The organism is Mycobacterium toneyamaense, assembly GCF_055384815.1.
This window is the reverse complement of the sequence record NZ_AP040333.1, coordinates 2314469-2336429: the sequence shown is the minus strand read 5'-3', so window position 1 is coordinate 2336429 and position 21961 is coordinate 2314469. Positions and strand designations below refer to the sequence as shown.

21 protein-coding genes are annotated in these 21961 nt (G+C 67.6%); 5 read left to right on the top strand and 16 right to left on the bottom strand.

Features of this window, described 5'->3' with window-relative positions:
• The first annotated feature begins 90 nt into the window (after positions 1 to 90).
• On the top strand, positions 91 to 486 hold the full coding sequence (locus ACZ5IQ_RS11300) for an MmcQ/YjbR family DNA-binding protein (protein WP_212811960.1): 396 nt from the start codon (positions 91 to 93) through the stop codon (positions 484 to 486).
• Here the strand turns inward: ACZ5IQ_RS11300 and ACZ5IQ_RS11295 are convergent.
• The 5 genes from ACZ5IQ_RS11295 to ACZ5IQ_RS11275 all read right to left on the bottom strand — a co-directional run bounded on the left by ACZ5IQ_RS11295 (position 464) and on the right by ACZ5IQ_RS11275 (position 6681).
• Positions 464 to 1105 (bottom strand): class I SAM-dependent methyltransferase, encoded by a 642-nt coding sequence (locus tag ACZ5IQ_RS11295; protein WP_244872590.1) that lies wholly within the window; start codon positions 1103 to 1105, stop codon positions 464 to 466. The two genes, ACZ5IQ_RS11300 and ACZ5IQ_RS11295, sit on opposite strands and share 23 nt — an antisense overlap.
• A gap of 108 nt (positions 1106 to 1213) precedes the next feature.
• Entirely contained in the window at positions 1214 to 2617 is a 1404-nt protein-coding gene (locus ACZ5IQ_RS11290; protein ID WP_464481278.1) for an HNH endonuclease signature motif containing protein, read from the bottom strand.
• Between the two features lie 23 nt (positions 2618 to 2640).
• On the bottom strand, positions 2641 to 3864 hold the full coding sequence (locus ACZ5IQ_RS11285) for an ISL3 family transposase (protein ID WP_212806588.1): 1224 nt from the start codon (positions 3862 to 3864) through the stop codon (positions 2641 to 2643).
• 296 nt (positions 3865 to 4160) lie between these two features.
• Positions 4161 to 5486 carry an ABC1 kinase family protein gene (locus ACZ5IQ_RS11280; RefSeq protein WP_212811962.1) on the bottom strand — a complete coding sequence of 442 codons (1326 nt, stop codon included), beginning with the start codon at positions 5484 to 5486 and terminating at the stop codon, positions 4161 to 4163.
• A 43-nt stretch (positions 5487 to 5529) separates the two neighbouring features.
• The gene (locus tag ACZ5IQ_RS11275; RefSeq protein WP_406775933.1) at positions 5530 to 6681 is read right to left on the bottom strand and encodes a M24 family metallopeptidase; all 1152 of its coding nucleotides are present in this window, start codon (positions 6679 to 6681) and stop codon (positions 5530 to 5532) included.
• A 52-nt stretch (positions 6682 to 6733) separates the two neighbouring features.
• Between ACZ5IQ_RS11275 and ACZ5IQ_RS11270 the strand changes: the two genes are divergently transcribed.
• Entirely contained in the window at positions 6734 to 7684 is a 951-nt protein-coding gene (locus tag ACZ5IQ_RS11270; protein ID WP_212811963.1) for a 5'-3' exonuclease, read from the top strand.
• Between the two features lie 157 nt (positions 7685 to 7841).
• Here ACZ5IQ_RS11270 and ACZ5IQ_RS11265 read toward each other — a convergent pair whose 3' ends face one another.
• Positions 7842 to 8573 (bottom strand): DUF4333 domain-containing protein, encoded by a 732-nt coding sequence (locus ACZ5IQ_RS11265; RefSeq protein WP_464481277.1) that lies wholly within the window; start codon positions 8571 to 8573, stop codon positions 7842 to 7844.
• 142 nt (positions 8574 to 8715) lie between these two features.
• Here ACZ5IQ_RS11265 and ACZ5IQ_RS11260 point away from each other — a divergent pair, with 142 nt between their 5' ends.
• Positions 8716 to 9594: an MBL fold metallo-hydrolase gene (locus tag ACZ5IQ_RS11260; RefSeq protein WP_464481276.1), complete on the top strand. Its 879-nt coding sequence runs from the start codon at positions 8716 to 8718 to the stop codon at positions 9592 to 9594.
• 12 nt (positions 9595 to 9606) lie between these two features.
• On the opposite strand, the gene ACZ5IQ_RS11255 is transcribed toward ACZ5IQ_RS11260, so the two are convergent.
• The 7 genes from ACZ5IQ_RS11255 to ACZ5IQ_RS11225 all read right to left on the bottom strand — a co-directional run bounded on the left by ACZ5IQ_RS11255 (position 9607) and on the right by ACZ5IQ_RS11225 (position 17695).
• Positions 9607 to 12396 (bottom strand): DEAD/DEAH box helicase, encoded by a 2790-nt coding sequence (locus ACZ5IQ_RS11255; RefSeq protein ID WP_464481275.1) that lies wholly within the window; start codon positions 12394 to 12396, stop codon positions 9607 to 9609.
• Positions 12380 to 13327: a twin-arginine translocase subunit TatC gene (tatC, locus tag ACZ5IQ_RS11250; RefSeq protein WP_064857657.1), complete on the bottom strand. Its 948-nt coding sequence runs from the start codon at positions 13325 to 13327 to the stop codon at positions 12380 to 12382. Before tatC ends, ACZ5IQ_RS11255 begins: the two co-directional genes overlap by 17 nt.
• 61 nt (positions 13328 to 13388) lie before the next feature.
• Entirely contained in the window at positions 13389 to 13643 is a 255-nt protein-coding gene (gene tatA, locus ACZ5IQ_RS11245; protein WP_061001590.1) for a Sec-independent protein translocase subunit TatA, read from the bottom strand.
• A 31-nt stretch (positions 13644 to 13674) separates the two neighbouring features.
• A complete protein-coding gene (locus ACZ5IQ_RS11240) occupies positions 13675 to 14655 on the bottom strand; it encodes a helix-turn-helix transcriptional regulator (protein ID WP_061001591.1) in 981 nt (326 codons plus the stop codon).
• Positions 14652 to 15647, bottom strand: a complete 996-nt coding sequence (locus ACZ5IQ_RS11235; RefSeq protein WP_464481274.1) for a helix-turn-helix transcriptional regulator — start codon at positions 15645 to 15647, stop codon at positions 14652 to 14654. The genes ACZ5IQ_RS11240 and ACZ5IQ_RS11235 overlap by 4 nt, the downstream gene beginning before the upstream one ends.
• 69 nt (positions 15648 to 15716) lie before the next feature.
• On the bottom strand, positions 15717 to 17075 hold the full coding sequence (gene pafA / locus ACZ5IQ_RS11230) for a Pup--protein ligase (protein WP_029105057.1): 1359 nt from the start codon (positions 17073 to 17075) through the stop codon (positions 15717 to 15719).
• Positions 17076 to 17128: 53 nt separating this feature from the next.
• On the bottom strand, positions 17129 to 17695 hold the full coding sequence (locus ACZ5IQ_RS11225) for a TetR/AcrR family transcriptional regulator (protein WP_464481273.1): 567 nt from the start codon (positions 17693 to 17695) through the stop codon (positions 17129 to 17131).
• 111 nt (positions 17696 to 17806) lie between these two features.
• Between ACZ5IQ_RS11225 and ACZ5IQ_RS11220 the strand changes: the two genes are divergently transcribed.
• Positions 17807 to 18649 (top strand): alpha/beta hydrolase, encoded by an 843-nt coding sequence (locus ACZ5IQ_RS11220; RefSeq protein WP_464481272.1) that lies wholly within the window; start codon positions 17807 to 17809, stop codon positions 18647 to 18649.
• Between the two features lie 71 nt (positions 18650 to 18720).
• Here ACZ5IQ_RS11220 and ACZ5IQ_RS11215 read toward each other — a convergent pair whose 3' ends face one another.
• Positions 18721 to 18927: a hypothetical protein gene (locus ACZ5IQ_RS11215; protein WP_061001595.1), complete on the bottom strand. Its 207-nt coding sequence runs from the start codon at positions 18925 to 18927 to the stop codon at positions 18721 to 18723.
• Between the two features lie 174 nt (positions 18928 to 19101).
• Between ACZ5IQ_RS11215 and ACZ5IQ_RS11210 the strand changes: the two genes are divergently transcribed.
• Positions 19102 to 19794, top strand: coding sequence for a cupin domain-containing protein (locus tag ACZ5IQ_RS11210; RefSeq protein WP_110783757.1), 693 nt, complete (start codon positions 19102 to 19104; stop codon positions 19792 to 19794).
• A 6-nt stretch (positions 19795 to 19800) separates the two neighbouring features.
• On the opposite strand, the gene ACZ5IQ_RS11205 is transcribed toward ACZ5IQ_RS11210, so the two are convergent.
• Both ACZ5IQ_RS11205 and ACZ5IQ_RS11200 read right to left on the bottom strand, forming a co-directional pair.
• Entirely contained in the window at positions 19801 to 20070 is a 270-nt protein-coding gene (locus ACZ5IQ_RS11205; protein ID WP_061001596.1) for a metal-sensitive transcriptional regulator, read from the bottom strand.
• Between the two features lie 350 nt (positions 20071 to 20420).
• A complete protein-coding gene (locus tag ACZ5IQ_RS11200) occupies positions 20421 to 21956 on the bottom strand; it encodes a PucR family transcriptional regulator (protein ID WP_464481460.1) in 1536 nt (511 codons plus the stop codon).
• Positions 21957 to 21961 lie beyond the last annotated feature (5 nt).

The window sequence follows — 21961 nt, the reverse complement described above, 5'->3', positions numbered from 1 at the left end:
AATTATCGGCCGCACAGGAATCGCGAACCTGATGCACAGTCATCTCGAAGGTTGGGCACCCTCTGCCCCGCCGCGGGTTACCGTGGCAACGTGCCGCATCCGATCATGTTCGACGATGACGACCCCGGCCTGGCAGAGCTGCGCGCGGTCGCGCTGAGCTTCCCCGAGGCCTTCGAGAAGGTGTCGTGGGGCCGGCCGGTGTTCTGTGCGCCCAAGATGTTCGCGATGTACGGCGGCAATTCGAAGGCGACGGGCGAGATGGTCGCCTACCCGCATTCCCTGCTGGTCAAGGTCGACGAGTCCGACCGCGCAGCACTGGAACAGGATTCGCGCTTCTACTACCCCGCCTACATGGGTCCGTCAGGCTGGCTCGGGCTGGATTTCACCGCGGCGAAGGTCGACTGGGACGAGGTCCGAGAACTGCTCGACGCATCGTTCCGGCTCGTCGCGACCAAGCGATTGATCAAGCTGCTCGACGCGCAATGAGGTAGGCCTGCGGCGTGGATTCGGCCGCGTCTTCGTCGGGTTGCCGGACCGTTTCCGCATAGACGCGAAACCCGCTGCCCGACAACAGGTCTGCGACGAACTCGGGCCGCCGGCGGATGAACGTCAGGTCCACCAACTCGCCGTCGAAGTCCGTCAGCACCCGCGGCTCATCACCGACCTGAAATGCCAACAGCAACACCCCGCCCGGCGACAGGACCCGGTGGAACTCGGCGAAGACTCGCGACAGGTACTCATCCGGAACATGGATGATCGAGTACCAGGCACAGAGCCCGCCGACGCTGCCCTCGGCCACGTCGAGGTCGAGCATCGACCCGACGCGGAACTCCAGAGCCGGATTGTGCTGCCGCGCCTGCGCGATCATGTTGGGAGACAGATCGATTCCGGTGACGTCGAGGCCGGCCGCTGCCAGTGCCGCAGTGGCCACACCGGTGCCGCAGCCCACGTCCAGCACGCTGGCCCCGCGGTCCACCAGTTCGGCGAACGCGCCGATCATGGCCCGGTCCACCGGCCGGTCGTCGAGATGGTCTTGGAACCGAGCGACGTAGTGCGCGGCCGCACGGTCGTAGCCGTCGCGGGTCGCGGCCAGGAAACCGGGCATCGGCCAACGGTACGCGGGAATGCCGACACGGTCGACCGGACGCGCAGCTACCGCAGCGCGACCTGGTCTCGTGCTGCCGGGGGTCATCGCGCGTCGATCGGCGCTGAATCACTCTGCAGGACTGTCGCTTTCACCATCATTAGCGTCGCCCTCGGCTGGATACAGTGTCGGACGGTGGTAGTGGTTGGTTCGTGGTTGGCCGACGTCCAGTAGTGGTGGTGGGGTCCAGTGGGTGCGGCCGTGGGGGCCCATGGTGGTGGTCCAGCCGCCGGTGTCGGCCAGGCGGTTGTCGCGGCCGCAGGCCAGGGTCATGGTGTCGATGTTGGTCAGTCCGTCGTCGCGCCAGTTGGTGATGTGATGAGCCTGCGAGCAGGAGGCGGGGGCGGTGCAGTTGGGTCGGGTGCAGCCGTGGTCGCGGGCGAACAACGCCAACCGTTGTGCTGTGCTGGCGGTGCGGGCTGCTCGGCCCAGATAGAGGGGTTGGCCGGTGTGGTTATCGAAGATGGCGAGGTAGTTGTCCGAGCCTTGCGCGGCCATCCGCACCAGATCCTTGACCGGCAGCTTGGTACCGGTGTGGGTGAGCGCCATCCCGACGCGCTTTTCCAGGTCGGCGACGGTGCAGGTGGCGACCACCGCGACCGGGAACCCGTTGTGCACACCCGACGTCCCTGAGGCCAGCGCCATCCGGCCCACGAATTTGAACGCGTCGTACTGCCGCTGCGCCACAGTCCTTGTGTCGTTGTCGATCTGCTCCTGCGTCGGGGTCCCGGAGTAGCAGGGCTGCGGATCGGCCGGGTTGCACATACCCGGGGCGGCGTACTTCTCGAACAACACGTCCCAGTAAGCCCGCCCTTCCGGATCAAGTTCGGCGGTGACGTCGGTACGCCCGTCAGGCCGCTGCTTACCCATCACGAACGACCGCTTCGGATCCGGCTCATCGTCGTCGGGTTCGGGGCCGTCCTGATCCAGCTTGTACAACAGGTCCGCCGCGACCTTGCGGAGGTCTTCGGGGGTTTTGACCCGGGCATCGGCCACCAGATCCGTCTCGCACTGCAACAACGTGACCGGGTCCGCCGCCCACAACGGCACCTTGCCGAAAAACCAGGTGATCACCGCGACGTGCTCACTGTTGATCGCACCCTCAGCCAACGCGGCGGCCACCAGTTCCCACACCGGACCCAACGGCTCCCCAGTGATCGCCGAGCGCGGGCCCAGGTGGTCGCAGTCCCGCACCCTCCGGCGGGCCTCCTCCCGGCTGATCCGCAACCGCACATGCAACACCTCAGGCCAATCCTTGGCCCCGATGTCTTTGGCCGTGGCCTGGGTCTGTGCGGCCGCCAAAATTTGGTGATCGACGGCCTCGGCCGCACACCTCAACGTTTCCCGGCGGGACTGCAACTCCAACAATGTCGGCACATCCAGGCCGGTGTAGTCCAGGGACGCCAGCCGGGCCTGCGCCGCCTCGTACGCGGCGTACGCCTCCTCGACGGCGGCTGGATCGGTCAATCCCATACATCGAACACTAGTGCTACTCCTCACCTTCTCGTGGGTAGCTGAGGGTGGAGCCCGCCCAGGCAGAGATAGATCATTGAGGTCAGTGTTCGGGCGGAGTGGTGGCCGTAGCCGCGGGCGTTGATGAGTCGGATTTTGGCGTTGATGCCTTCGAGGAGGGCGTTGGAGATGCCGAGTTCCACGGCGGCGATGACGGCGTCGAAGTGTTCCTGTAGTCGTTTGCCGAGTTCGATGAAGGACGGGATACGGCTGCGTTTGGCGGCGGTGATCCAGGCTTTGAGTCGTTGACGGGCGACACCGGGTTCGTGTGGGAGTCGATACAGGTCGCGCAGCTGTTCTTTGAGGGCCCAGGCCCGGCCGACGTGACGGTTCGCGCGGGCGATCTGGTTGACCAGTTCACGTTTGTTGTCGGTGAGTTTGTTTTCGCCGGTGCGCAGCGCCCATCGGGTCTGGCGCCACTGCGCTGAGGTCATGGCGACTTTGTCCGGTCCGCTGGCGGCGGCGGCGAAGACCCGGTCCAATGCCCGGTTGACCCATTGCATGATGTGGAACGGGTCAAAGCAGATGGTGGCTTCCGGTAGGTGGGTTCGGGTGGCTCCGCGGAACGCCTTGCTCACGTCCATGCTCACGGCGGTGATCGTCTCTAGTGTCGAATCAGGTTGTTGTTCATAGAATTTCGATAGCGATTCTTCACTGCGTCCGGGCTGGACTCCGATGACGGTGCCGGTGTCGTGGTCGCCGACGATGGTCAGATATTTGTGCGGGTGGCGGTAGCAGATTTCGTCGACGCCGATCCGGTACAGGTCTGTGAGTCGTCGTTGGTCGAGCAGTTCGTCGACACCGCGGTTGATGATGGCGGTGACCGATTCCCAGCCGCACCGCATGAGCGTGGCCACGGTGGTGCGGTCGGTGCGTTGGGCCAGCCAGAGCACCGTGTCTTCGAAGTCTCGGGTGAATCGGGCACCGGGACGAGCCCACGGCACCTGCTCGGTGACGATGCCGCAGCGTGGGCAGTTCGTGCGGCGGATGTCGTAGACCAGCCACAGTTTCTTGCAGGCCAGATCCACATGGCGCCAGCGCCGGCGCCGGCGGTCATAACCGGCCCGCACACGTTTGCCGCACGGGCAGCGCATCGAGCGGGCTTTAAGGCCGACGGTGACTTCGATATCGCGGTCGCCGATGGTGACATCGGTGACGTTGGCTCCGGGGACCTGAAGTATTCGGTTAAATGCAGTACTGACGCGCACGCGGATCGTTCCTGGCGGTTGAGGTTGGTGTGGTAACCCCGAAACCTAGAGGGACACCGCGTGCGCGTCCTTCAACTCGCCGCCGACACGCTCAAAACCCCAGGCGCACAACCTAAAATAGCCCCTGAACAGCGCAAAGGCGCCCACGAAAACCCGTGGAGCGCCACACTAGTTCGAATCACCGACAAGTTTCCGCAGTTTGGGACGCCTGTGCCGAAAGTGACCAATGAGGTCAAACATCTTGCCCAGCAAGGTGTTCCACCAGCCGCAACGACTCCGGAGTTACCGCGCGATCTTCAGTCCTCGTGAAAGCCGGGCACCCACTTGTCGACGATCTCGGCGTAGTTGATGGTCGCGTCCAGCTGTGCGGCAATCCCGAGTAGACCGCCGAGCACCCGGAACATCATCAGATAGTTGGGCGGCAGATTCAGCTGGCGGCTGGTCTTGAAAGTGGCGGCGAACTGCTCGCTGCGGATGTCCGCGGCGGTGGCGGCGATGCCCTGCAGCCATCTGCGGCTGAAGTGGAAGCTCTCGTGGCGCAACGGCTCGATGTACGGCAGCAGATAAGCGTTGATCTCTTCGTGCGAGACGGTGGCCCCGGCGGGGATGAAGCCTTCCTCGCGCAGATACGCCGTCATCTCCTCCCACTTCTCGTCGCGCGCGAGCCGCAGGATGGGGCCGGTCGCGCGCGGCAGACCGCCTTCGTGAACCGCAACGGCACCGAAGTCCATGACACCGAACCGGCCGTCGTCGAGCAGCATGAAATTGCCGGGATGGGTGTCCACGTGGAGCAGCCCGCAGCGGTACGGAGCACTGATGGTGACCTCCAGCAGCAGGTGCGCGCACCGGTTGCGTTCGTCTTCCGTGCCACCCGCGATGATCTCGGAGAGCTTGCGGCCCTCCATCCATTCGGTGATGACGACCTTCGGTGACGACGCGACGACCGCCGGGACGTAGAACTGCGGGTCCCCCGCGAAGGCCTTGGCGAACGCCCGCTGATAGTCCGCCTCGATGCGGTAGTTCAGTTCCTCCTCGGTGCGCTCGATGAGCTCGTCGATGATGCTCTTGACGTCGGCGCCCGGAACCACCTGCTTGAACAGTGTGGTCAGCATGCGCAGCGTCTTGAGGTCGGCGCGCACGGCCTCATCGGCGCCCGGATACTGCACCTTGACCGCAACGCGGCGGCCGTCGCTCCACACCGCGCTGTGCACCTGCCCGATGCTGGCGGAGGCGACGGGCGTGTCGTCGAACGACTGGAAACGCTCACGCCACTTGGTGCCCAGCTGGGCATCGAGCACGCGGTGCACCTTTTCGGCGGGCAGCGGCGGGGCGTCGCTCTGGAGCTTGGTCAGGGCCTCGCGGTAGGGCTCGGCATACGCCGGCGGGATCGCGGCCTCCATGACCGAAAGTGCTTGCCCCAGCTTCATGGCCGCGCCCTTGAGCTCCCCCAGCACCTGAAAGAGCTGTTCGGCGGCCTTCTCGACGAGCTCGGCGTTGACGTCCTCTTTCGACTTGCCGGCCATGCGCTTGCCGACGCCCAGGACGGCGCGGCCCGCGATCCCGGCAGGAAGGGTTGCCAGCTTGGCGGCACGTCCCGTGCGGCCACGGCGGATTTCAGCCATGGCCTCGATCTTGGCTTTCTTAGCCGATCTTGACAACAGCCCGCTACGAAACCGGGACAACCACCAGATCGTGCGGCCGGTTGTTCATCGACACACAGCCGTCGTCGGTGACGACGACGATGTCCTCGATCCGGGCGCCCCAGTGCCCGGCGAAGTACACACCGGGCTCGACGCTGAACGCCATGCCGGGCTCGAGCGGCAATGCGTTGCCCGCCACGATGTACGGCTCCTCGTGGACCGAAAGGCCGATGCCGTGACCGGTGCGGTGGACGAACACCTCGGCCAGCCCTTCGGCGGCCAGCACGTCGCGGGCCGCGGCGTCGATCTGCTCGGCCGTCATCCCGGGCCGGACCGCGGCCACCGCCGCGGCCTGCGCCCGCTGCAGCACCGAATACTGTTGTGCCACCGCGGGATCGGGCTCGCCGATGCTGTAGGTCCTGGTGCAGTCCGAGTTGTAGCCGGGCTCGACGGGCCCGCCGATGTCGACGACGACGATGTCCCCCACCTGCAATTCACGGTCCGAGCATTCATGGTGCGGGTCGGCACCGTTCGGTCCGGAGCCGACGATGATGAATGCCACCTCCGAATGCCCTTCGGCGACAATCGCTTCGGCGATGTCCGCGGCGACGTCGGCCTCGGTGCGGCCCGGCTTCAGGAATTCGGGCACCCGCGCGTGGACGCGGTCGATGGCTGCGCCCGCCTTCGTCAGGGCGTCGATCTCACTGGCGTCCTTGATCATTCGCAACTGCCGCAGCACGTCGGTGGCGAGTACCGGCACCGCGCCGAGCACCGATGCCAGCGGCAGCAGGTGCAGCGCGGGCATCGCGTCGGTCACCGCGACGGCACTGCCCGGCAGCGCCGCGGCGACCAGCGCGTAGGGGTCGTCGCCGTCGACCCAATCCTGCACCGCCAGGCCCAGTTCCAGGATCGCCGACTCCTTCAGCGACGCCAGTTCCAGCCGCGGCACCACGACCGTCGGCGTCGAACCGTCGGCGGGCACCACGAGTGCCGTCAACCGCTCGAATGTCTGCGCCCGCGACCCCACCAGATACCGGAGGTCGTACCCCGGGGTGATGACGAGTCCCGCCAGGCCGGCGGCCTGGGCGGCCGCGGCGGCCGAGCGCAGACGCGCGGCATAGACGTCGGTGTTGAATCGACCTGCTGTCACATTCCCCGTCACTTCGCTCGCCCGCATAGCAATAGGCTAGTGCGATGCCGACCGACATCCGCGACAGGCGGGCCTGAGCATGAACCAGCCGATCCTCCTGCTCGACGGAGCCAGCATGTGGTTCCGGTCGTACTTCGGGGTGCCGTCCTCGATCACCGCGCCGGACGGCCGCCCCGTCAACGCGGTCCGCGGCTTCATCGACAACATCGCGGCCCTGGTCACCCAGCACCGTCCCGGCCGCCTGGTGGTGTGCCTGGATCTGGATTGGCGGCCGCAGTGGCGCGTCGACCTGATCCCGTCCTACAAGGCGCACCGCGTGCTCGAGGAGAACCCGGACGGCGAGCCCGATATCGAGGAGGTGCCCGACGATCTGACACCCCAGGTCGCCGTGATCATGGAGCTGCTCGACGCTTTCGGCATCGCCACCGCGGGCGCACCAGGTTTCGAGGCGGACGACGTGCTGGGCACGCTGGCGACCCGGGAACAGACCGACCCCGCGATCGTGGTGAGCGGTGACCGCGACCTGCTGCAGCTGGCCAGTGATGACGGACCTGGAATCAGGGTGTTCTATATCGGCCGCGGCCTGGCCAAGGCGGTGCTGTACGGGCCTGCCGAGGTCGCCGGGACCTACGGCGTCCCGCTGGATCGCGCGGGCGCGGCATACGCCGAACTCGCCCTGATGCGCGGCGACGCGTCCGACGGTCTGCCGGGCGTCGCCGGCATCGGCGAGAAGACGGCGGCAACCCTGCTGCAGACCTACGGTTCACTGGCCGCCATCGAGGCGGCCGCCCAGGACCCGACCTCCAAAATGGCTGCGGCGCAACGCAAGAAAATCCTGGCCGCGGCGGACTACATCACGGCCGCGCTGCCCGTCGTCCTCGTCGCGACCGATGCGCCGGTGTCCCTGTCGACGGAGTCCGACGCCCTGCCGCTCGCGGCCCGCGACCCGCAGCGCGTGGCCGACCTGGCCGGAAAGTACGGCATCACCAATTCCATCGCGCGGCTGCAGAAGGCGCTCGACAAGCTGTAATCCGCCGGTTCATGCGACGAGTGTGCCGTCAGATCGCAGATCTGCTCGGTGGGGCGATCCAGCCGCACGCTCGACGGCGTAAACGACTCAGGCCGGAACCCTCGTGTCACATATGACGTAGAGGTTCCGGCCTGGGCCTGGTGAGAGTTGAGTGGAACTACTTCGGGCGGCCGACCTCGTAGGTGCCCTTGTCGTCCTTGAAGGTGACCTTGACGGTGCGCTTGGTGCCGTCGATGTTCACGTCGCAGTCGAACGTCTGCCCGGACTTGACCTCAGGGTCGCTGCCGTTGTTGCACTTGACGTCCTTGACGTTCTTGGCGCCGTAGCCGTTGGTCTCGTCGGTCAGGATTTTCTGCACGCCCGACTGCGCGGCGTTGATGTCGAGCTTGGTGGTGACGAAGAAGCCCGGCCACAGGAACCCGAGGACGCCGACGACCGCGACGATGACGGCGGCCACGACGCCGCCGATGATCATCAGCGTCTTGCTGCTGGCCTTCTTGGCGGCCGGGGCGCCGAACTGCTGCCCCGCGGCACCGTCACCGAACTGCGGCTGACCGTACTGACCAGGCTGGCCGTACTGGGGCTGACCGTACTGACCCGGCTGGCCGTACTGCGGCTGACCGTAGGCACCCTGCTGCGGGTAGCCCTGCTGCGGGTAGCCCGGGTACTGCTGCTGGGGGTAGCCCGGAACCTGCTGCGCCCCAGGCTGCGCGGCACCGGGCTGAACGGCCGGGTACTGCTGCTGGTACTGCTCCGGGTTGTAGGCCGGCTGCTGTCCCCATGCCGGGGCGGCAGTGGTCGGCTGCTCGGCGCCGGACGCCGGCTGACCCCAAGCGGGCTGCTGACCTTGCCACTGCTGTGACGGATCAGTTCCCTCTGGACCGCTCATCGTCTCTCCCTCGGTGCTCTACTACTCGGACGTCATCCGGGCTGCTGGTCAACCACACTACCGGTGCCGCCGTTCCTGGATGACCTGCACGCGGGGCGCGTGTCTGGGCATCACCTGACCCGGCCGGCCTTAGTCTCGCGGTATGACGGACCAAATCCGGCTCGGCAATGCCGTCTTGACCCGCGTCGCGGAAACCCAGGTGCAAATCCCGACCACGCTGTGGCCGTCCACGCCGCCGGAGGCCTGGCACGCCGAGGCCGAACTGCTGGCGCCACGGTTCTGGAACCCCGAGACCGACCTGTTCCGGATCGCGATCCAGAGCTGGGTGCTGCAGGTCGACGGGCTGATCATCGTCATCGACACCGGCGCGGGCAATGATCGGCACCGGCCGCGCATGCCGCCGCTGGATCACCTCAGCACGCCGTTCCTCGAAAACATGCGCGCCGCCGGCATCGACCCGGCGGACGTCGACGTCGTCCTCAACACGCACCTGCACACCGATCACGTCGGCTGGAACACCCAACTGGTCGACGGCGCCTGGGTCCCGACGTTCCCCAACGCCCGGTACCTGATGCCCGAGGCCGACCACCGGTTCTTCGCGCCCGACAACCCCGAGACCACCGACGAGATGCGAACGGTGTTCGAGGACAGCGTGATTCCCGTGGCCGACCAGACCGAGCTGTTCTCCGGCGACTATCAGCTGAGCGACTCGGTATGGCTGCGCCCGGCGCCCGGCCACACACCCGGCTCGTCGGTGTTGTGGCTCGATGCCGGCAAGCCGGCCGTGTTCGTCGGCGACCTGACGCACTGCCCCATCCAGATTCCCCGGCCGGACGATCCATGCGCCTACGACGTCAACGCGGCCGAAGCGACTGTCACCCGCAAGCGGGTGTTCACCGAGGCATCCCGGCGCCGGGCGGCGGTGGTGCCGGCGCACTATGCCGGCCACGGCGGCGCAACCATCGTGGCGCGCGGCGACCGGTTCATGGTCGACGACTGGCTGGATCTGAGTCTGGCCTGAGCCGGCGGCAGCTCACATGGAGTCGATGGCGACGACACCGCGACGCACGGCGCCGATGGCCCGCTTGGCCGTGGCCCGCAGCTGCGGCGACGGCGCGGCGAGCCGCACCTGGTCCAGCAGGTCAAGCACCTGACGGCACCACCGCACGAAATCACCTGCGGGCAGCGCGTTTCCGTTGCCGTTGTCGGACATCAGCAGCGCCGCGGTCAGATCGCCGTAGGTCGCCCAGCTGTACATGGCCGCGGCGAAACCGGCGTCGGGTTCCCGGCTGAACGGCAGCCGGTGCCGGCGCTCGTCGCCGCGGATGTCGGTCCACAGCCGGCGGGTCTTGGCCAGCGCCCGCCGTACCTCGTCGGTGACCTGCTCGGAGCCCGGCGGCACCGTCGGGCCGTCGCCGCGCGATTCGAACAGCACCGCCGACACGACCGCGGCCAGCTCGGCCGGATTGAGGCTGTCCCACACGCCGCCGCGCAGGCACTCGGCGACCAGTAGGTCGCTCTCGCTGTAGATGCGGGCCAGGAGCCGTCCGTCGTCCGTGACCGCAGGCTCGCCTTCGGCGCCTTCGATGAAGCCCCGCTCGCTGAGCAGCGAGACGATGCGGTCGAAGGTGCGCGCCAGTGAGTTGGTGGCCGCGGCGACTTTCTGCTGGGTCTGGTCGTTGTCGCGTTCGATGCGCAGGTAACGCTCGGCGGCGCGCACCCGGGCTTCGCGGTCGGGCAGTTGATGCGCGGGGTGCCGGCGCATCTGCTCGCGCAGGCCGGCGAGCTCCGGATCGATGTCCGGTGTCGCCTCCGTGGCGCCGCGGCTGCGCCGCACCGACGGCACATCGAGGCTGTCGGCCGCCCGCAGCAGCGCCAATGCCAGATCACGGCGCACCTTCGGCTGCCGGTGCTCCACCCGCTTGGGCAGCGACATGCTGCCCAGACGCTGCGACGTCCCGGCGTAGTCGGCGGCGGAAATCCTTCCCGCCCAACGATGTTCGGTCAACACCAGCGGGCGGGGGTCGTCGGCGTCGAACGCCGGCTCCAGCACCACGGCCAGTCCACTGCGGCGGCCCAGGCCGATGGCGATGACGTCGCCCCGCTTGAGCCCGGCCAGCGCGTCGTTGATGCCCTTGCGCCGCGTCAGGCGACCGGCCCGGGACTGTGCCCGCTCACGTTCGGTGATGCTCGCCCGCAGCCGGGCGTACTCGAGCACGGACTCCCAGTCGTCACTCTGCTCGGCGGCAATCTCAGCGAGCATCCGCTCACCGCGCTTGATGCCGCGCACCAGCCCGGTGACCGAGCGGTCCGCCTGGTACTGCGCGAACGACTGCTCGAGCAACCGGTGCGCCGCGGCCGGCGTCATGTGCTGCACCAGGTTGATCGTCATGTTGTACGACGGCGCGAAGGAACTGCGCAGCGGGAAGGTTCGGGTCGACGCCAGGCCGGCGACCTGGGCCGGATCGGCCATCTCGTCGGTGGCATGCCACAGCACGACGGCGTGGCCCTCGACGTCGATGCCGCGGCGTCCGGCGCGACCGGTCAGCTGCGTGTACTCCCCCGGCGTCAACGGGGCGTGCTGCTCGCCGTTGTACTTGACCAACCGTTCCAGCACGACGGTACGGGCCGGCATGTTGATGCCCAAAGCCAGTGTCTCCGTGGCGAAAACGGCCTTGACCAGGCCCGCGGTGAACAGCTCCTCGACGGTGTGCCGGAACACCGGCAGCAGCCCGGCGTGGTGGGCGGCCAATCCGCGCAGCAGGCCTTCGCGCCACTCGTGATAGTCCAGCACCGCCAGATCGGACTCGGCCAGATCGGCACAGCGCCGGTCGACGATCTCGGCGATCCGGTCGCGCTCGGTCTTGTTGGTCAGCCGCACCGCCGATCGCAGGCACTGCTTGACCGCGGCGTCACACCCGGCGCGGGAGAACACGAACGTGATGGCCGGCAGCAGCCCGGCCTGGTCCAGGGTGCCGATGACGTCGGGCCGGCTCGGCGGGCGGTACATGGCGGGCCGACCCCGATGCCCGTCGCGGCCGCGGCCGCGGGGCTGCCAGTCCATCAGGCGGTCCGCCTCGCGGCGATGCGCGATGTGCCGCAACAACTCCGGGTCGACGCGCGCCTTCCCCTTGCCGGGGGCCGCACCCTTGGACAGGTCGAACAGATCGAAGAGTCGCTTGCCCACCAGCATGTGCTGCCAAAGCGGCACCGGGCGGTGTTCGTCGACGACGACGGTCGTGTCACCACGGACCGTCTGGATCCAGCCGCCGAACTCCTCGGCGTTGCTCACCGTCGCCGACAGGCTGACCAGCCGGACCTCGTCGGGCAGGTGCAGGATCACTTCCTCCCACACCGCGCCGCGCATCCGGTCGGCGAGGAAGTGCACCTCGTCCATCACGACGTACGCCAGGCCGTGCAGCGCAGGCGAATCGGCGTACAGCATGTTGCGCAGCACTTCGGTGGTCATGACCACGATGTCGGCGTCGCCGTTGATCGCCTGGTCACCGGTGAGCAGGCCGATGCGTTCGGGGCCGTAGCGGGCCACCAGATCGTTGTGCTTCTGGTTGCTCAGTGCCTTGATCGGGGTGGTGTAGAAGCACTTCCGCCCGGCGGCCAGCGCCAGATGCACCGCGAATTCGCCGACGACGGTCTTGCCGGCGCCGGTCGGGGCACAGACCAGAACGCCGCGCCCGTTCTCGAGCGCCACGCAGGCGTTGGTCTGGAACGGGTCCAGGGTGAACGACAGGCCGGCGGCGAAGTCACGCAGTTGCGGCCCCGGCTCGACCGGGGCCGCCTCCTGCGAGTCAGGTGGCGTCGTCATCGATGGTCAGCCGGGTCGGCGTCGGCACGGCAGATGGCGCATCGATGGGTTCTACCGGCCCGATCGGGGCGGCCTCGTCGTCGGGAACGGTCTCGGCTTCGCGCCTGGCCTTGCGCCGGTCGTGGAGCCGTGCCACCTGGATCGACATCTCCAGCAGCACCGTCAGCGCGAGCGACAGCGCCAGCATCGAGAACGGGTCCGAGCCGGGCGTCACGAACGCCGCGAACACGAACAGGCCGAAGATCAGCCCGCGGCGCCAGGCCTTGAGCTTCTCGTAGGTGAGCACCCCGACCAGGTTCAGCATGATGATCAGCAGCGGGAACTCGAAGCTGATGCCGAACACGATCAGCAGATTGATCAGGAAGCCGAAGTACTGCTCACCGGACAGCGCGGTGATCTGCACATCGCTGCCGACGGTCAGCAGGAACGACAGTGCCGTCGACAGCACCACGTAGGCCAGGACCGCGCCGGACACGAACAGCAGCGCGCCGACGCCGACGAACAGCGACGCGAAGCGCCGTTCCTTCTTGTACAGGCCGGGGGTGATGAACGCCCAGATCTGATAGAGCCACACCGGGCAGGCCAGGATGATGCCCGCCGCCATGCCGACCTTCAGACGCAGCATGAACTGGTCGAACGGCGCGGTCGCCAACAGCCGGCACTCCCCGTCGGGCGCGATCGACGCACGCGACGACGCCGGCAGCGAGCAGTAGGGGCCGCGCAGCCAGTCACCGAGGCTGGGGAATCCGAAGAAGCCGTGCCCGTACCAGAGGAAGCCGACGACGGTCGTCAACAGGACCGCGATGACCGCGATCAGCAACCGTGTCCGGAGCTCCTCGAGGTGATCGACGAGCGACATGGTGCCGTCAGGGTTGACCCGCGACCGTCGGCGGCGCGGGTCGAGCTTTCGGAAGATTCCAGTTACTGGCACGTGAGTGTGAAATAGGCCGACCGCCGCGAGCGCTTGGCCCGCGGCGGGATCACGGCAAAGGTCAGGCCGGGTGCTTGTCCGCGGCGTCCGGCGCTGCCTGCGGTGCAGGCGCCGGGTTCTCGACGCGCTCGGCAGTGATCGGGCGCGGCGCAGGCTGCTCCGACGTGCCGTCCGACTGCATTTCCTTCAACTCAGACTTGAAGATGCGCATCGACTTACCAAGCGAACGCGCGGCGTCCGGCAGCTTCTTCGCGCCGAAGAGCAGCACGAACACCGCGATGACGATCAACCAGTGCCACGGTTGCAAACCGCCCAATTTGGGTCACCTCCAGAAGTTGAGGCCGAGTCTACTCGCCAAGGCCGGGTTCATACGCCGCCAGCGCCGCCACTGCGGACTCCCGTACGCGGTCGGCGAGCGCCGGCGGGTCCAGGACCCGGACCGCCGAACCGAAACCGAGGACGAAACGGGCCATCCAGTCATTCGACGCGTAACTCATCGTGGCTTCCCAGCTGCCGTCGGGAATCTCGCGCTGCACTGCCAGCGGGTAGTAGTCGAACATCCACGCCGCCGACGCGTCTATCAGCAGCGTCGCCACCGGAAGCGTCGGGTCCGCGGTCTCGGCCGAGAACAGCGACGTGTCCGGTCCGGCCTGCACCGCAGGCGCCGGTGGCGCGGCCGGTTCGTCGAGTGCGGTCGCGTCGACGACGCGGTCGAAGCGGAACAGCCGCACACCCTCGGCGGTGCGGCACCACGCCTCCAGGTAGCTGTGATCACCGATCAGGGCCACCCGGATCGGGTCGACGACGCGCTGCGAGACGGTGTCGTGCGAAGCGGAGTAGTACTCGAGTGACAGCGCTCGCTTGTCCCGGACGGCGGCCCGCACCGTCGCGGTCGCCTTGTTCTCGACGTCGCCGGTGACATCCGGGGCCGGCACCGCCGCCGCGGTCGCACCGGCGGTCCCGGCAGCGGCCTCGATCTTGGCGATCACACTGCGCGCCACGTCGGGATCGACCACACCGGGCACGTCGACCAGCGCCCGCAGGGCCATCAGCACTCCGGTGGCCTCCGGTGAGGTGAGCCGCAGCGCCCGGTCCATCCCCGCCGAGAAGATCACCTCGATGGTGTCGCCCTCGAAGTCGAGGTCGATCAGTTCCCCCGGACCGCCGCCGGGCAGCCCGCAGACGAACAGCTGCCAGAGGTCGGCCTCCAGCTGCTTCCGCGTCACGCCGAGGTCAGCTGCGGCCTTGGTGTGACTGACCCGCGGATTGGCCTGGAAGTACGGGACCATGTTCAGCAGCCGCACGAGGCGGGTGGATACGTTGCTCACTTGTGAAGGCTCTCCCCCGCCTGCGCACGCAACCGACCGATTACGTTGTCCCGCAAAGATTTCGGCTCCAACGCCACGGCGTCGGCGCCGTAGCCGGCGACCTCCCGGGCCAGCCGGTCGACCATGCCGATGTCGATGACGATCTCGTCGCCACTGCGACCGCCGCGCACACTCGGTGACGTGCTGACGGCCTGCCGGCGCAACGCCGTAGCCCGCCCCTCCGCGACCCAGATCCGCGCCTGCTCGCCGGCCGGCCACTCGGCAACCGCGCGGTGCACGATGTCCCGCAGGTTGACGCCCTCGGGCCGCGTGACGGCGTGGTCGGGTCCGACGGCGCGCACCTCGCCGGCGATGCGCGACACCCGGAAGGTGCGCGCGTCGTTGCGGTCGCGGTCGTGGCCGACGACGTACCACCGGCCGCGGTAGGTGACCACGCCCCAGGGCTCCAGGGTGCGGTCGACGTAGGGCGAGCTCCGGTTGGGACGATGTGCGAACTGCACGGCACGGCCGGAGTCGATGGCCGACAACAGGATTCCCAGGGCCTCTTCGGAACCGCGCAGTCCCTGGGTGGTGCCGGTGGTGATCGCGACACCCGCGTCTGGCGCGTCGACGTCCACACCCGCCGCCCGCAGTTTCAGCAGCGCGCTCTGTGTGGCGGTGACCATCTCCTGCGACTCCCACAGCTGGGTCGCGATCGCGACGACGGCCCGCTCGTCGCCCGTCAGCTCGACGGGCGGCAGCTCGTAGGCGGTGCGGTTGATGCGGTAGCCGTCGTTGACGTCCATCATCGAGGCGCGCCCGGTCTCCAGCGGGATGCCGAGATCGCGCAGCTCGTTCTTGTCGCGCTCGAACATCCGCGAGAACGCCTCGTCGGTCGGCGGGTCCTGGTAGCCGGTGACGTTGGCCCGGATCTGCTCCGCCGACAGGTAGCTACGGGTGGACAGGAGCGCGATGACGAGGTTCATCAACCGCTCAACCTTGGACGTCGTCACGCCCAACAGACTAAGTGGTTGCTGTGGACTGCGAGCTGACCGCCGCGCCTACATGCGCGGCGGCAGGGCTCACATGCTGGCGATCAGCCGGTTCACCCGCTCGTCGACCGACCGGAACGGGTCCTTGCAGAGCACCGTGCGCTGCGCCTGGTCGTTGAGCTTGAGGTGCACCCAGTCGACGGTGAAGTCACGCCCGGCTTCCTGTGCGGCGGTGATGAACTCGCCGCGCAGCTTGGCCCGCGTGGTTTGCGGCGGGGTGTTGACCGCCGCGTCGATCTCCTCATCGGTGGTGATGCGGGCGGCCAATCCCTTGCGCTGCAACAGATCGAACACGCCGCGTCCGCGCTTGATGTCGTGGTAGGCCAGGTCCAGTTGCGCGATCTTGGGGTCGGACAGCTCCATGCTGTAGCGGTCCTGGTACCGCTGGAACAACTTCCGCTTGATCACCCAGTCGATCTCGGTGTCGACCTTGGCGAAGTCCTGGCTCTCGACGGCGTCGAGCTGACGGCCCCACAGGTCGACGACCTGCTCGAGCTGCACGTTGGGCTCGCGCGTCTGCAGGTAATCGACGGCACGCGAGTGGTATTCACGCTGGATGTCCAGTGCCGACGCCTGCCGCCCGCCGGCCAGCCGCACGGCACGCCGGCCGGTCAGGTCGTGGCTGACCTCGCGGATGGCCCGAATCGGGTTGTCCAGCGAGAAGTCCCGGAACGGGACGCCCGCCTCGATCATCTCCAGCACCAGCGAGGCGCTGCCCACCTTGAGCATGGTGGTGGACTCGCACATGTTGGAGTCGCCGACGATGACGTGCAGCCGGCGGTACTTCTCGGCGTCGGCGTGCGGCTCGTCGCGGGTGTTGATGATGGGGCGTGATCTCGTGGTCGCGCTGGAGACACCCTCCCAGATGTGCTCGGCGCGCTGGCTCAGACAGAACGTCGCGGCCTTCGGCGTCTGCAGCACCTTGCCCGCACCGCAGATCAACTGGCGGGTGACCAGGAACGGCAACAGCACGTCCGAAATCCGGGAGAACTCGCCTGCTCGCACGATCAGGTAGTTCTCGTGGCAGCCGTAGGAGTTGCCGGCCGAGTCGGTGTTGTTCTTGAACAGGTAGATGTCGCCGCCGATGCCCTCGTCGGCGAGCCGCTGCTCGGCGTCGACCAGCAGGTCTTCGAGCACGCGCTCACCGGCGCGATCGTGGGTGACCAGCTGCGCGAGGTTGTCGCATTCGGCGGTCGCGTACTCGGGGTGGCTGCCCACATCGAGGTACAGCCGCGCACCGTTTCGCAAGAACACGTTGGAACTGCGGCCCCACGACACCACTCGCCGGAACAGATACCGCGCTACCTCGTCAGGGCTGAGCCGACGGTGACCATGAAAAGTGCAGGTCACGCCAAACTCGGTCTCGATTCCCATGATCCGTCGCTGCACATAATCGAGCTTACGGGTTGGGAATGGGTATTAGGTGGGCAACAGGCCGGGCATCACGCAGAGATACCGGCGGCCTGCCGGGCCGCTCTGACGAAGGCGGTCTTGGTCGAGTCGATTCCGTCGAGGTATCCGCCGACCAGCGCGGCGTCCCGCAGCAGCACGAGCGATGCCGCGATCTGCTCAGGGTTGTCGCGTTCGCCGGCCGCATCCTGCAGCGCACCGCGAAACCAGTTGCGGTGCCGGGCGATGAGTTGCCGGACCGGGCTGTCCGGCGCGGGGTACTCGGCGGCGGCGTTGATGAACGGACAACCGCGGGTGTGGTACCTCGCGATGTCTTCGGCGATGCCGTCGATCACCAGCTCCAGCATGTCGGTATCCGGGCCGGCGGTGGCCGCGGCGTCGCGGAAGTAGCCGCGAATGGTCTCGTCCTCGAGCCCGAGGTATGCCTCGACGAGGCCTTCCTTGCCCTTGAAGTGGCGGTACATCGTGGCGCGCGTGACGCCCGCTTCGGCGAGTATCCGGTCGACGCCGACGGCGTGGATTCCTTCGCGATAGAACAGCTCAGCGGCGACGCGGAGCAGTCGCTCGCGTGGCCGTAGGGCCGATTCAGCGACGTCCATACCGCCATCGTAGTCACGAGGTAGAACGTTCTTTCTGATTTGGGAACACCTGGCGGGCCATCGTGGTTACAGAGGCAGAACGACCGTTCTTTCTACTAGAGGAGACCGCACATGCCCACGACGATCAGCACCCGCGAACAGGCCGACATCGACCGCGCCAACACCTCCGGGCGGCAACCGGTTGTGTTCGTCCACGGCCTGTGGCTGCTGCCGAACAGCTGGAACAGCTGGCGGACGATGTTCGAGGAACAGGGCTTCGTGACCATCGCCCCCGACTGGCCGGACGACCCGTCGACCGTCGCCGACGCCCGTCGCGATCCGTCGGTCTTCGCACACAAGGGCGTCGGCGACATCACGCAGCACTACGCCGACGTCATCGGCGCCCTCGATCGCAAGCCGATCATCGTCGGCCACTCGTTCGGCGGATTGATCACCCAGAAACTGGCCGGCCTCGGCCTGGCCAAGGTGGCGGTCGCGATCGATCCGGCGCCGTTCCGCGGGGTGCTGCCGCTGCCGCTCTCGGCACTGCGCGCGGCTTTTCCCGTCCTCAAGAATCCGCGCAACCGCGGACGGGCAATCGCCTTGACCCCCAAGCAGTTCCGGTTCGGGTTCGGCAACGCGGTCTCGGAAGAGGAGTCGAACAGCCTGTATGAGAAGTACTCGGTCGCAGGGTCGGGCGTCCCGCTGTTCCAGGCGGCCACCGCCAATTTCCACCCGGGCACCGAGGCCAAGGTCGACACCAGGAACCCGGAACGCGGTCCGCTGCTGATCATCTCGGGCGAGAAGGACAACACCGCGCCGTGGGCCATCGCCAACGCCTCTTACAAGCGGCAGCAGAAGAACGCGAACACCACCGAAATCGTCGAGGTCCCGGGACGTGGCCACTCTCTGGTCGTCGACAGCGGGTGGCGCGAGGTCGCCGACATCGCGCTCGATTTCGTCCGGCGGTTCTGACGCCCGACCAGAAACGGCTCCGTCCGCCACCCGCAGTGGGTGGCGGACGGAGCCGTGCCGACTCGGCGGGATCAGAACGACGTATCCAGGTAGCCCGCGCTCTGGTTGGCCTCGTCGTGGTTGGAGAAGTGCTCGCCCAACACGTACGACGAATGCGGATCCGAGCCGTTGGGGATCAGCGGATCGGTGTCGGCACTGGCGATCGGCGCCAGCAGGAGGGCGCCGGCGATGCCGGCCGCTGCCATTGCGGGGGCGATGAACTTGATCGGATTCTTCATGATCGGCGCTTTCTGTCGAAGGGCTCATCCGCTTTCCGGACTGCATTCATCGTCGGCTCCGAACAGGCAAAAGTCGCTACGGCAGGCACCCGTTCCGTATTGCAGCTAGCCGGAAGACGCAATTGGGTGCCAGCGCTGACGACAACGGGCCGGGCGACCGACAAATCTGTCGGCATGATGATCAATCGACGGACGATGCTCGGCGGCGCCGGCGCGGTCGGGGTGGCGGCGCTTGCCGGCGCCGGCGCCGACCGCGCGTTCTCATCCCCCTTGTCCCGCAACGAAACTCAGGACGCCACCATGACCGACAATGCCGCCCGCTTCGGCAACCCCCGCATCCCGGCCGAACTGAACACGGCGCAGCCGCACATGTTCCACCTCGGCGCCCTGGCACCCACTCAGTTCGAAGGCGGCACATTGCGCCAGGCCTACGAAGGCAATTGGCCGATACTGACCGGACAGGAAGCCAGCGTCGTGATGGTCACCCTGGAGCCGGGCGGCATCCGCGAACCGCACTGGCACCCCAGCGCCTGGGAGATCAACGTCATCACCGGCGGTGTGGCGACCTGGACCCTGCTCGATCCGCTGGGGCACGCCGAGCAGTTCGAGGCCAACGTCGGCGACGTGGTGTTCGCGCCGCAGGGCTCACTGCACTACTTCGAGAACAAGGGCACCCAGAATCTGAGCCTGCTGATCGTGTTCAACGCCAGCACGCAGGAGGGCGAAGACGACATCGGCATAGGCGCGTCCATCAGCAAGCTGCCGCCGGACGTGCTGAGCGTCGTGTTCGGTGTCCCTGCGGACACTTTCACGAAATTCAAGAAGATCGACCAGTCGCTGACCATCATCAAGCGGCCAACCAGCTGAGCCGCCTCAGGCCAACGACAGGAACAGCTTCTCCAGCTCGGCCTCGGTCATCGGGGCACGGCCCTCCTCGACGTTCCCGCTCAGGCACTCACGAAGCCCGGTGGCGACGATCTTGAACCCGGCGCGATCGAGCGCCTTGGATACCGCCGCGAGCTGCGTGACGACGTCCTTGCACTCCCGGCCCTGCTCGATCATCGAGATGACGCCGGCCAGCTGACCCTGCGCCCGACGCAGCCGGGCCAGGACAGCGGCCATGGCCTCCTCATCGCCGACCATGTCGCACCTACCTTTCGTTGGTTCGCGGGCCGAACCGCCATACCCCATAGGGTATCAGCGATGGGCCGGCCTACTTCCAGAACTTGAGCCGGGACGGCCGATCTGCCTTGGGATGACCGTCGCACCACTCACCAACCGGCACCGCCGCCTTGACGGCGTCCACGTGCATGCCACAACCCGACCAGGTGGTCTTGCCACACACCGAACAACGCTTGGGTTGACACATCTTTGAGCCTTTCCGAGGAGCGGGCAACCGTTACCTTTGTACATACCCCGCGGGGTATGTGTCAACAACTGCGCGGGTCGCCGCCCGGGCGCGTAAATACCCTAGGGGGCAGGGTTTCCCCAGATCAGTCGCCCGGCGTCCGCGCGAGGATCGCCAGCAGCAGCTCGGCGCGGACCCGCGCGACGGCCAGATCGCATCCGAGCAGCGCCTCGGCGGTCTCGATGCGCTTGCGCATCGTGTGGCGGTGCACGCCGACGGCCGCGGCCGCAGATTCCCAGTGCCCGTTGGCTTCCAGGAAAGCCCGCAGCGACGTGAGCAGTCCCGTGCCGAACTCGGCGTCGTGGTCGAGGACCGGGGTCAGGACGGCCGCCCCGAGCGCAACCAGCACGTCCCGACTCTCCCCGAACGCGAGCAGTGCGCTGCCGGCCAGCGCGGAGAATTCGATCGGCGGCCGGCCGCATTCGGCGACGGAGGCCGCCAGCCGGGCGTTGTCGACGGCCTCGCCCAGTTTGGCCAGCGGCTGAATTCCACTGAGGCCCAGACGAATCGTTCGGCGCAACGACGCATCGATCCGGGTCACCAGTGCGGCGGCGATCTCCTCGGCCTCCGCTCCTGGCAACAGCACCGCCAGCCATTTGTCGGCGCCATGCACGAACGCCGGCTGGCCGGCCTGGTCCAGCTCATCGAGGATCGCTGTGTTCACCTTCTTCAGCAGGTTCGCGGTGTCGGTTTCGGCGTTCGTATCCGAATCCGCCTGGACGACAAGCACCCTGATCCGGCCGCGGTGATCGGCCGCCTGAGCCAGCTGCGCCCAGGCCGGCTCCAGGTTGGCTTCACCGGTGAGAATGAGGCCCAGCGCCTGCTCATTGAGGCGCTGCTGCGCCTCCTTCAGGCGCACCGGTTTCTCGAAATCCAAGGCGAGCAACGAGTTCGCGTGGCCCAGCAGCACCTGATCGACCGGGCTCAACGCCGTTTCACTGACCACGGCGAGCACCCCGTGCGAGCGGCCACCGACGCGGATGGACTGCTGCGCGACGGTGACACCCTCTGCCAGCACCGCGACGGCCGACGCGGCCCCGGGCTCGATCGCATCACGCACGAGGTTGACGGTGGTGACGTTGAGATTGCGCGGGTGGGACGCGATCACCGTGCCGGACGGATCCAGCACCACCACACTGGCCCGCAGCGCCCGCCCCAGTTCGGCCGCAACCTCCTGCGGGCCACCACTGACGACAGCCCGGGTGATCCGTGGCTGCGCCCGGGACGCCCGCAGCACCGCGTCGTACTGCAGCGCCGCGATGCGGGAGCCGACCCGCTGAACGACGGCCGCGAACGGCGTCCGCAACGGAATCTCCAGCAGCGGCAGTCCCAGCTCGTCGGCGGCGGACACCAGTTCTTCGGGCACTTCGTCGAAGGTGAGCCCGGTGCCGAATCCGACTCCGGCGACGCCACTTTCGTGGAGGCGCCGGAGGTACTGCCGCCGGTCCGCGGCAGCCGGCGGCAGACTGATGCCGGTGGTCAGCACCAGCTCACCACCGGACAGCCATTTGGCCGGGTCAGCCAATTCGGTGGTCAGGACCAAACTGATCTCGCCGCCGACGCCGGCGGCACCGCCGCGCAGCCGCATCCGCAGATCAGCTTGGTCCAGTACCCATCGCACCGGAA

Coding starts and splice junctions, on each gene's coding strand:
- ACZ5IQ_RS11215 (WP_061001595.1), bottom strand. CDS start 18,927: ATGAAGAATCCGATCAAGTTCATCGCCCCCGCAATGGCAGCGGCCGGC.
- ACZ5IQ_RS11255 (WP_464481275.1), bottom strand. CDS start 12,396: ATGACGACGCCACCTGACTCGCAGGAGGCGGCCCCGGTCGAGCCGGGG.
- ACZ5IQ_RS11210 (WP_110783757.1), top strand. CDS start 19,102: ATGATGATCAATCGACGGACGATGCTCGGCGGCGCCGGCGCGGTCGGG.
- ACZ5IQ_RS11205 (WP_061001596.1), bottom strand. CDS start 20,070: ATGGTCGGCGATGAGGAGGCCATGGCCGCTGTCCTGGCCCGGCTGCGT.
- ACZ5IQ_RS11290 (WP_464481278.1), bottom strand. CDS start 2,617: ATGGGATTGACCGATCCAGCCGCCGTCGAGGAGGCGTACGCCGCGTAC.
- ACZ5IQ_RS11265 (WP_464481277.1), bottom strand. CDS start 8,573: ATGAGCGGTCCAGAGGGAACTGATCCGTCACAGCAGTGGCAAGGTCAG.
- ACZ5IQ_RS11270 (WP_212811963.1), top strand. CDS start 6,734: ATGAACCAGCCGATCCTCCTGCTCGACGGAGCCAGCATGTGGTTCCGG.
- ACZ5IQ_RS11220 (WP_464481272.1), top strand. CDS start 17,807: ATGCCCACGACGATCAGCACCCGCGAACAGGCCGACATCGACCGCGCC.
- ACZ5IQ_RS11225 (WP_464481273.1), bottom strand. CDS start 17,695: ATGGACGTCGCTGAATCGGCCCTACGGCCACGCGAGCGACTGCTCCGC.
- ACZ5IQ_RS11295 (WP_244872590.1), bottom strand. CDS start 1,105: ATGCCCGGTTTCCTGGCCGCGACCCGCGACGGCTACGACCGTGCGGCC.
- ACZ5IQ_RS11280 (WP_212811962.1), bottom strand. CDS start 5,486: ATGGCTGAAATCCGCCGTGGCCGCACGGGACGTGCCGCCAAGCTGGCA.
- ACZ5IQ_RS11275 (WP_406775933.1), bottom strand. CDS start 6,681: ATGCGGGCGAGCGAAGTGACGGGGAATGTGACAGCAGGTCGATTCAAC.
- ACZ5IQ_RS11260 (WP_464481276.1), top strand. CDS start 8,716: ATGACGGACCAAATCCGGCTCGGCAATGCCGTCTTGACCCGCGTCGCG.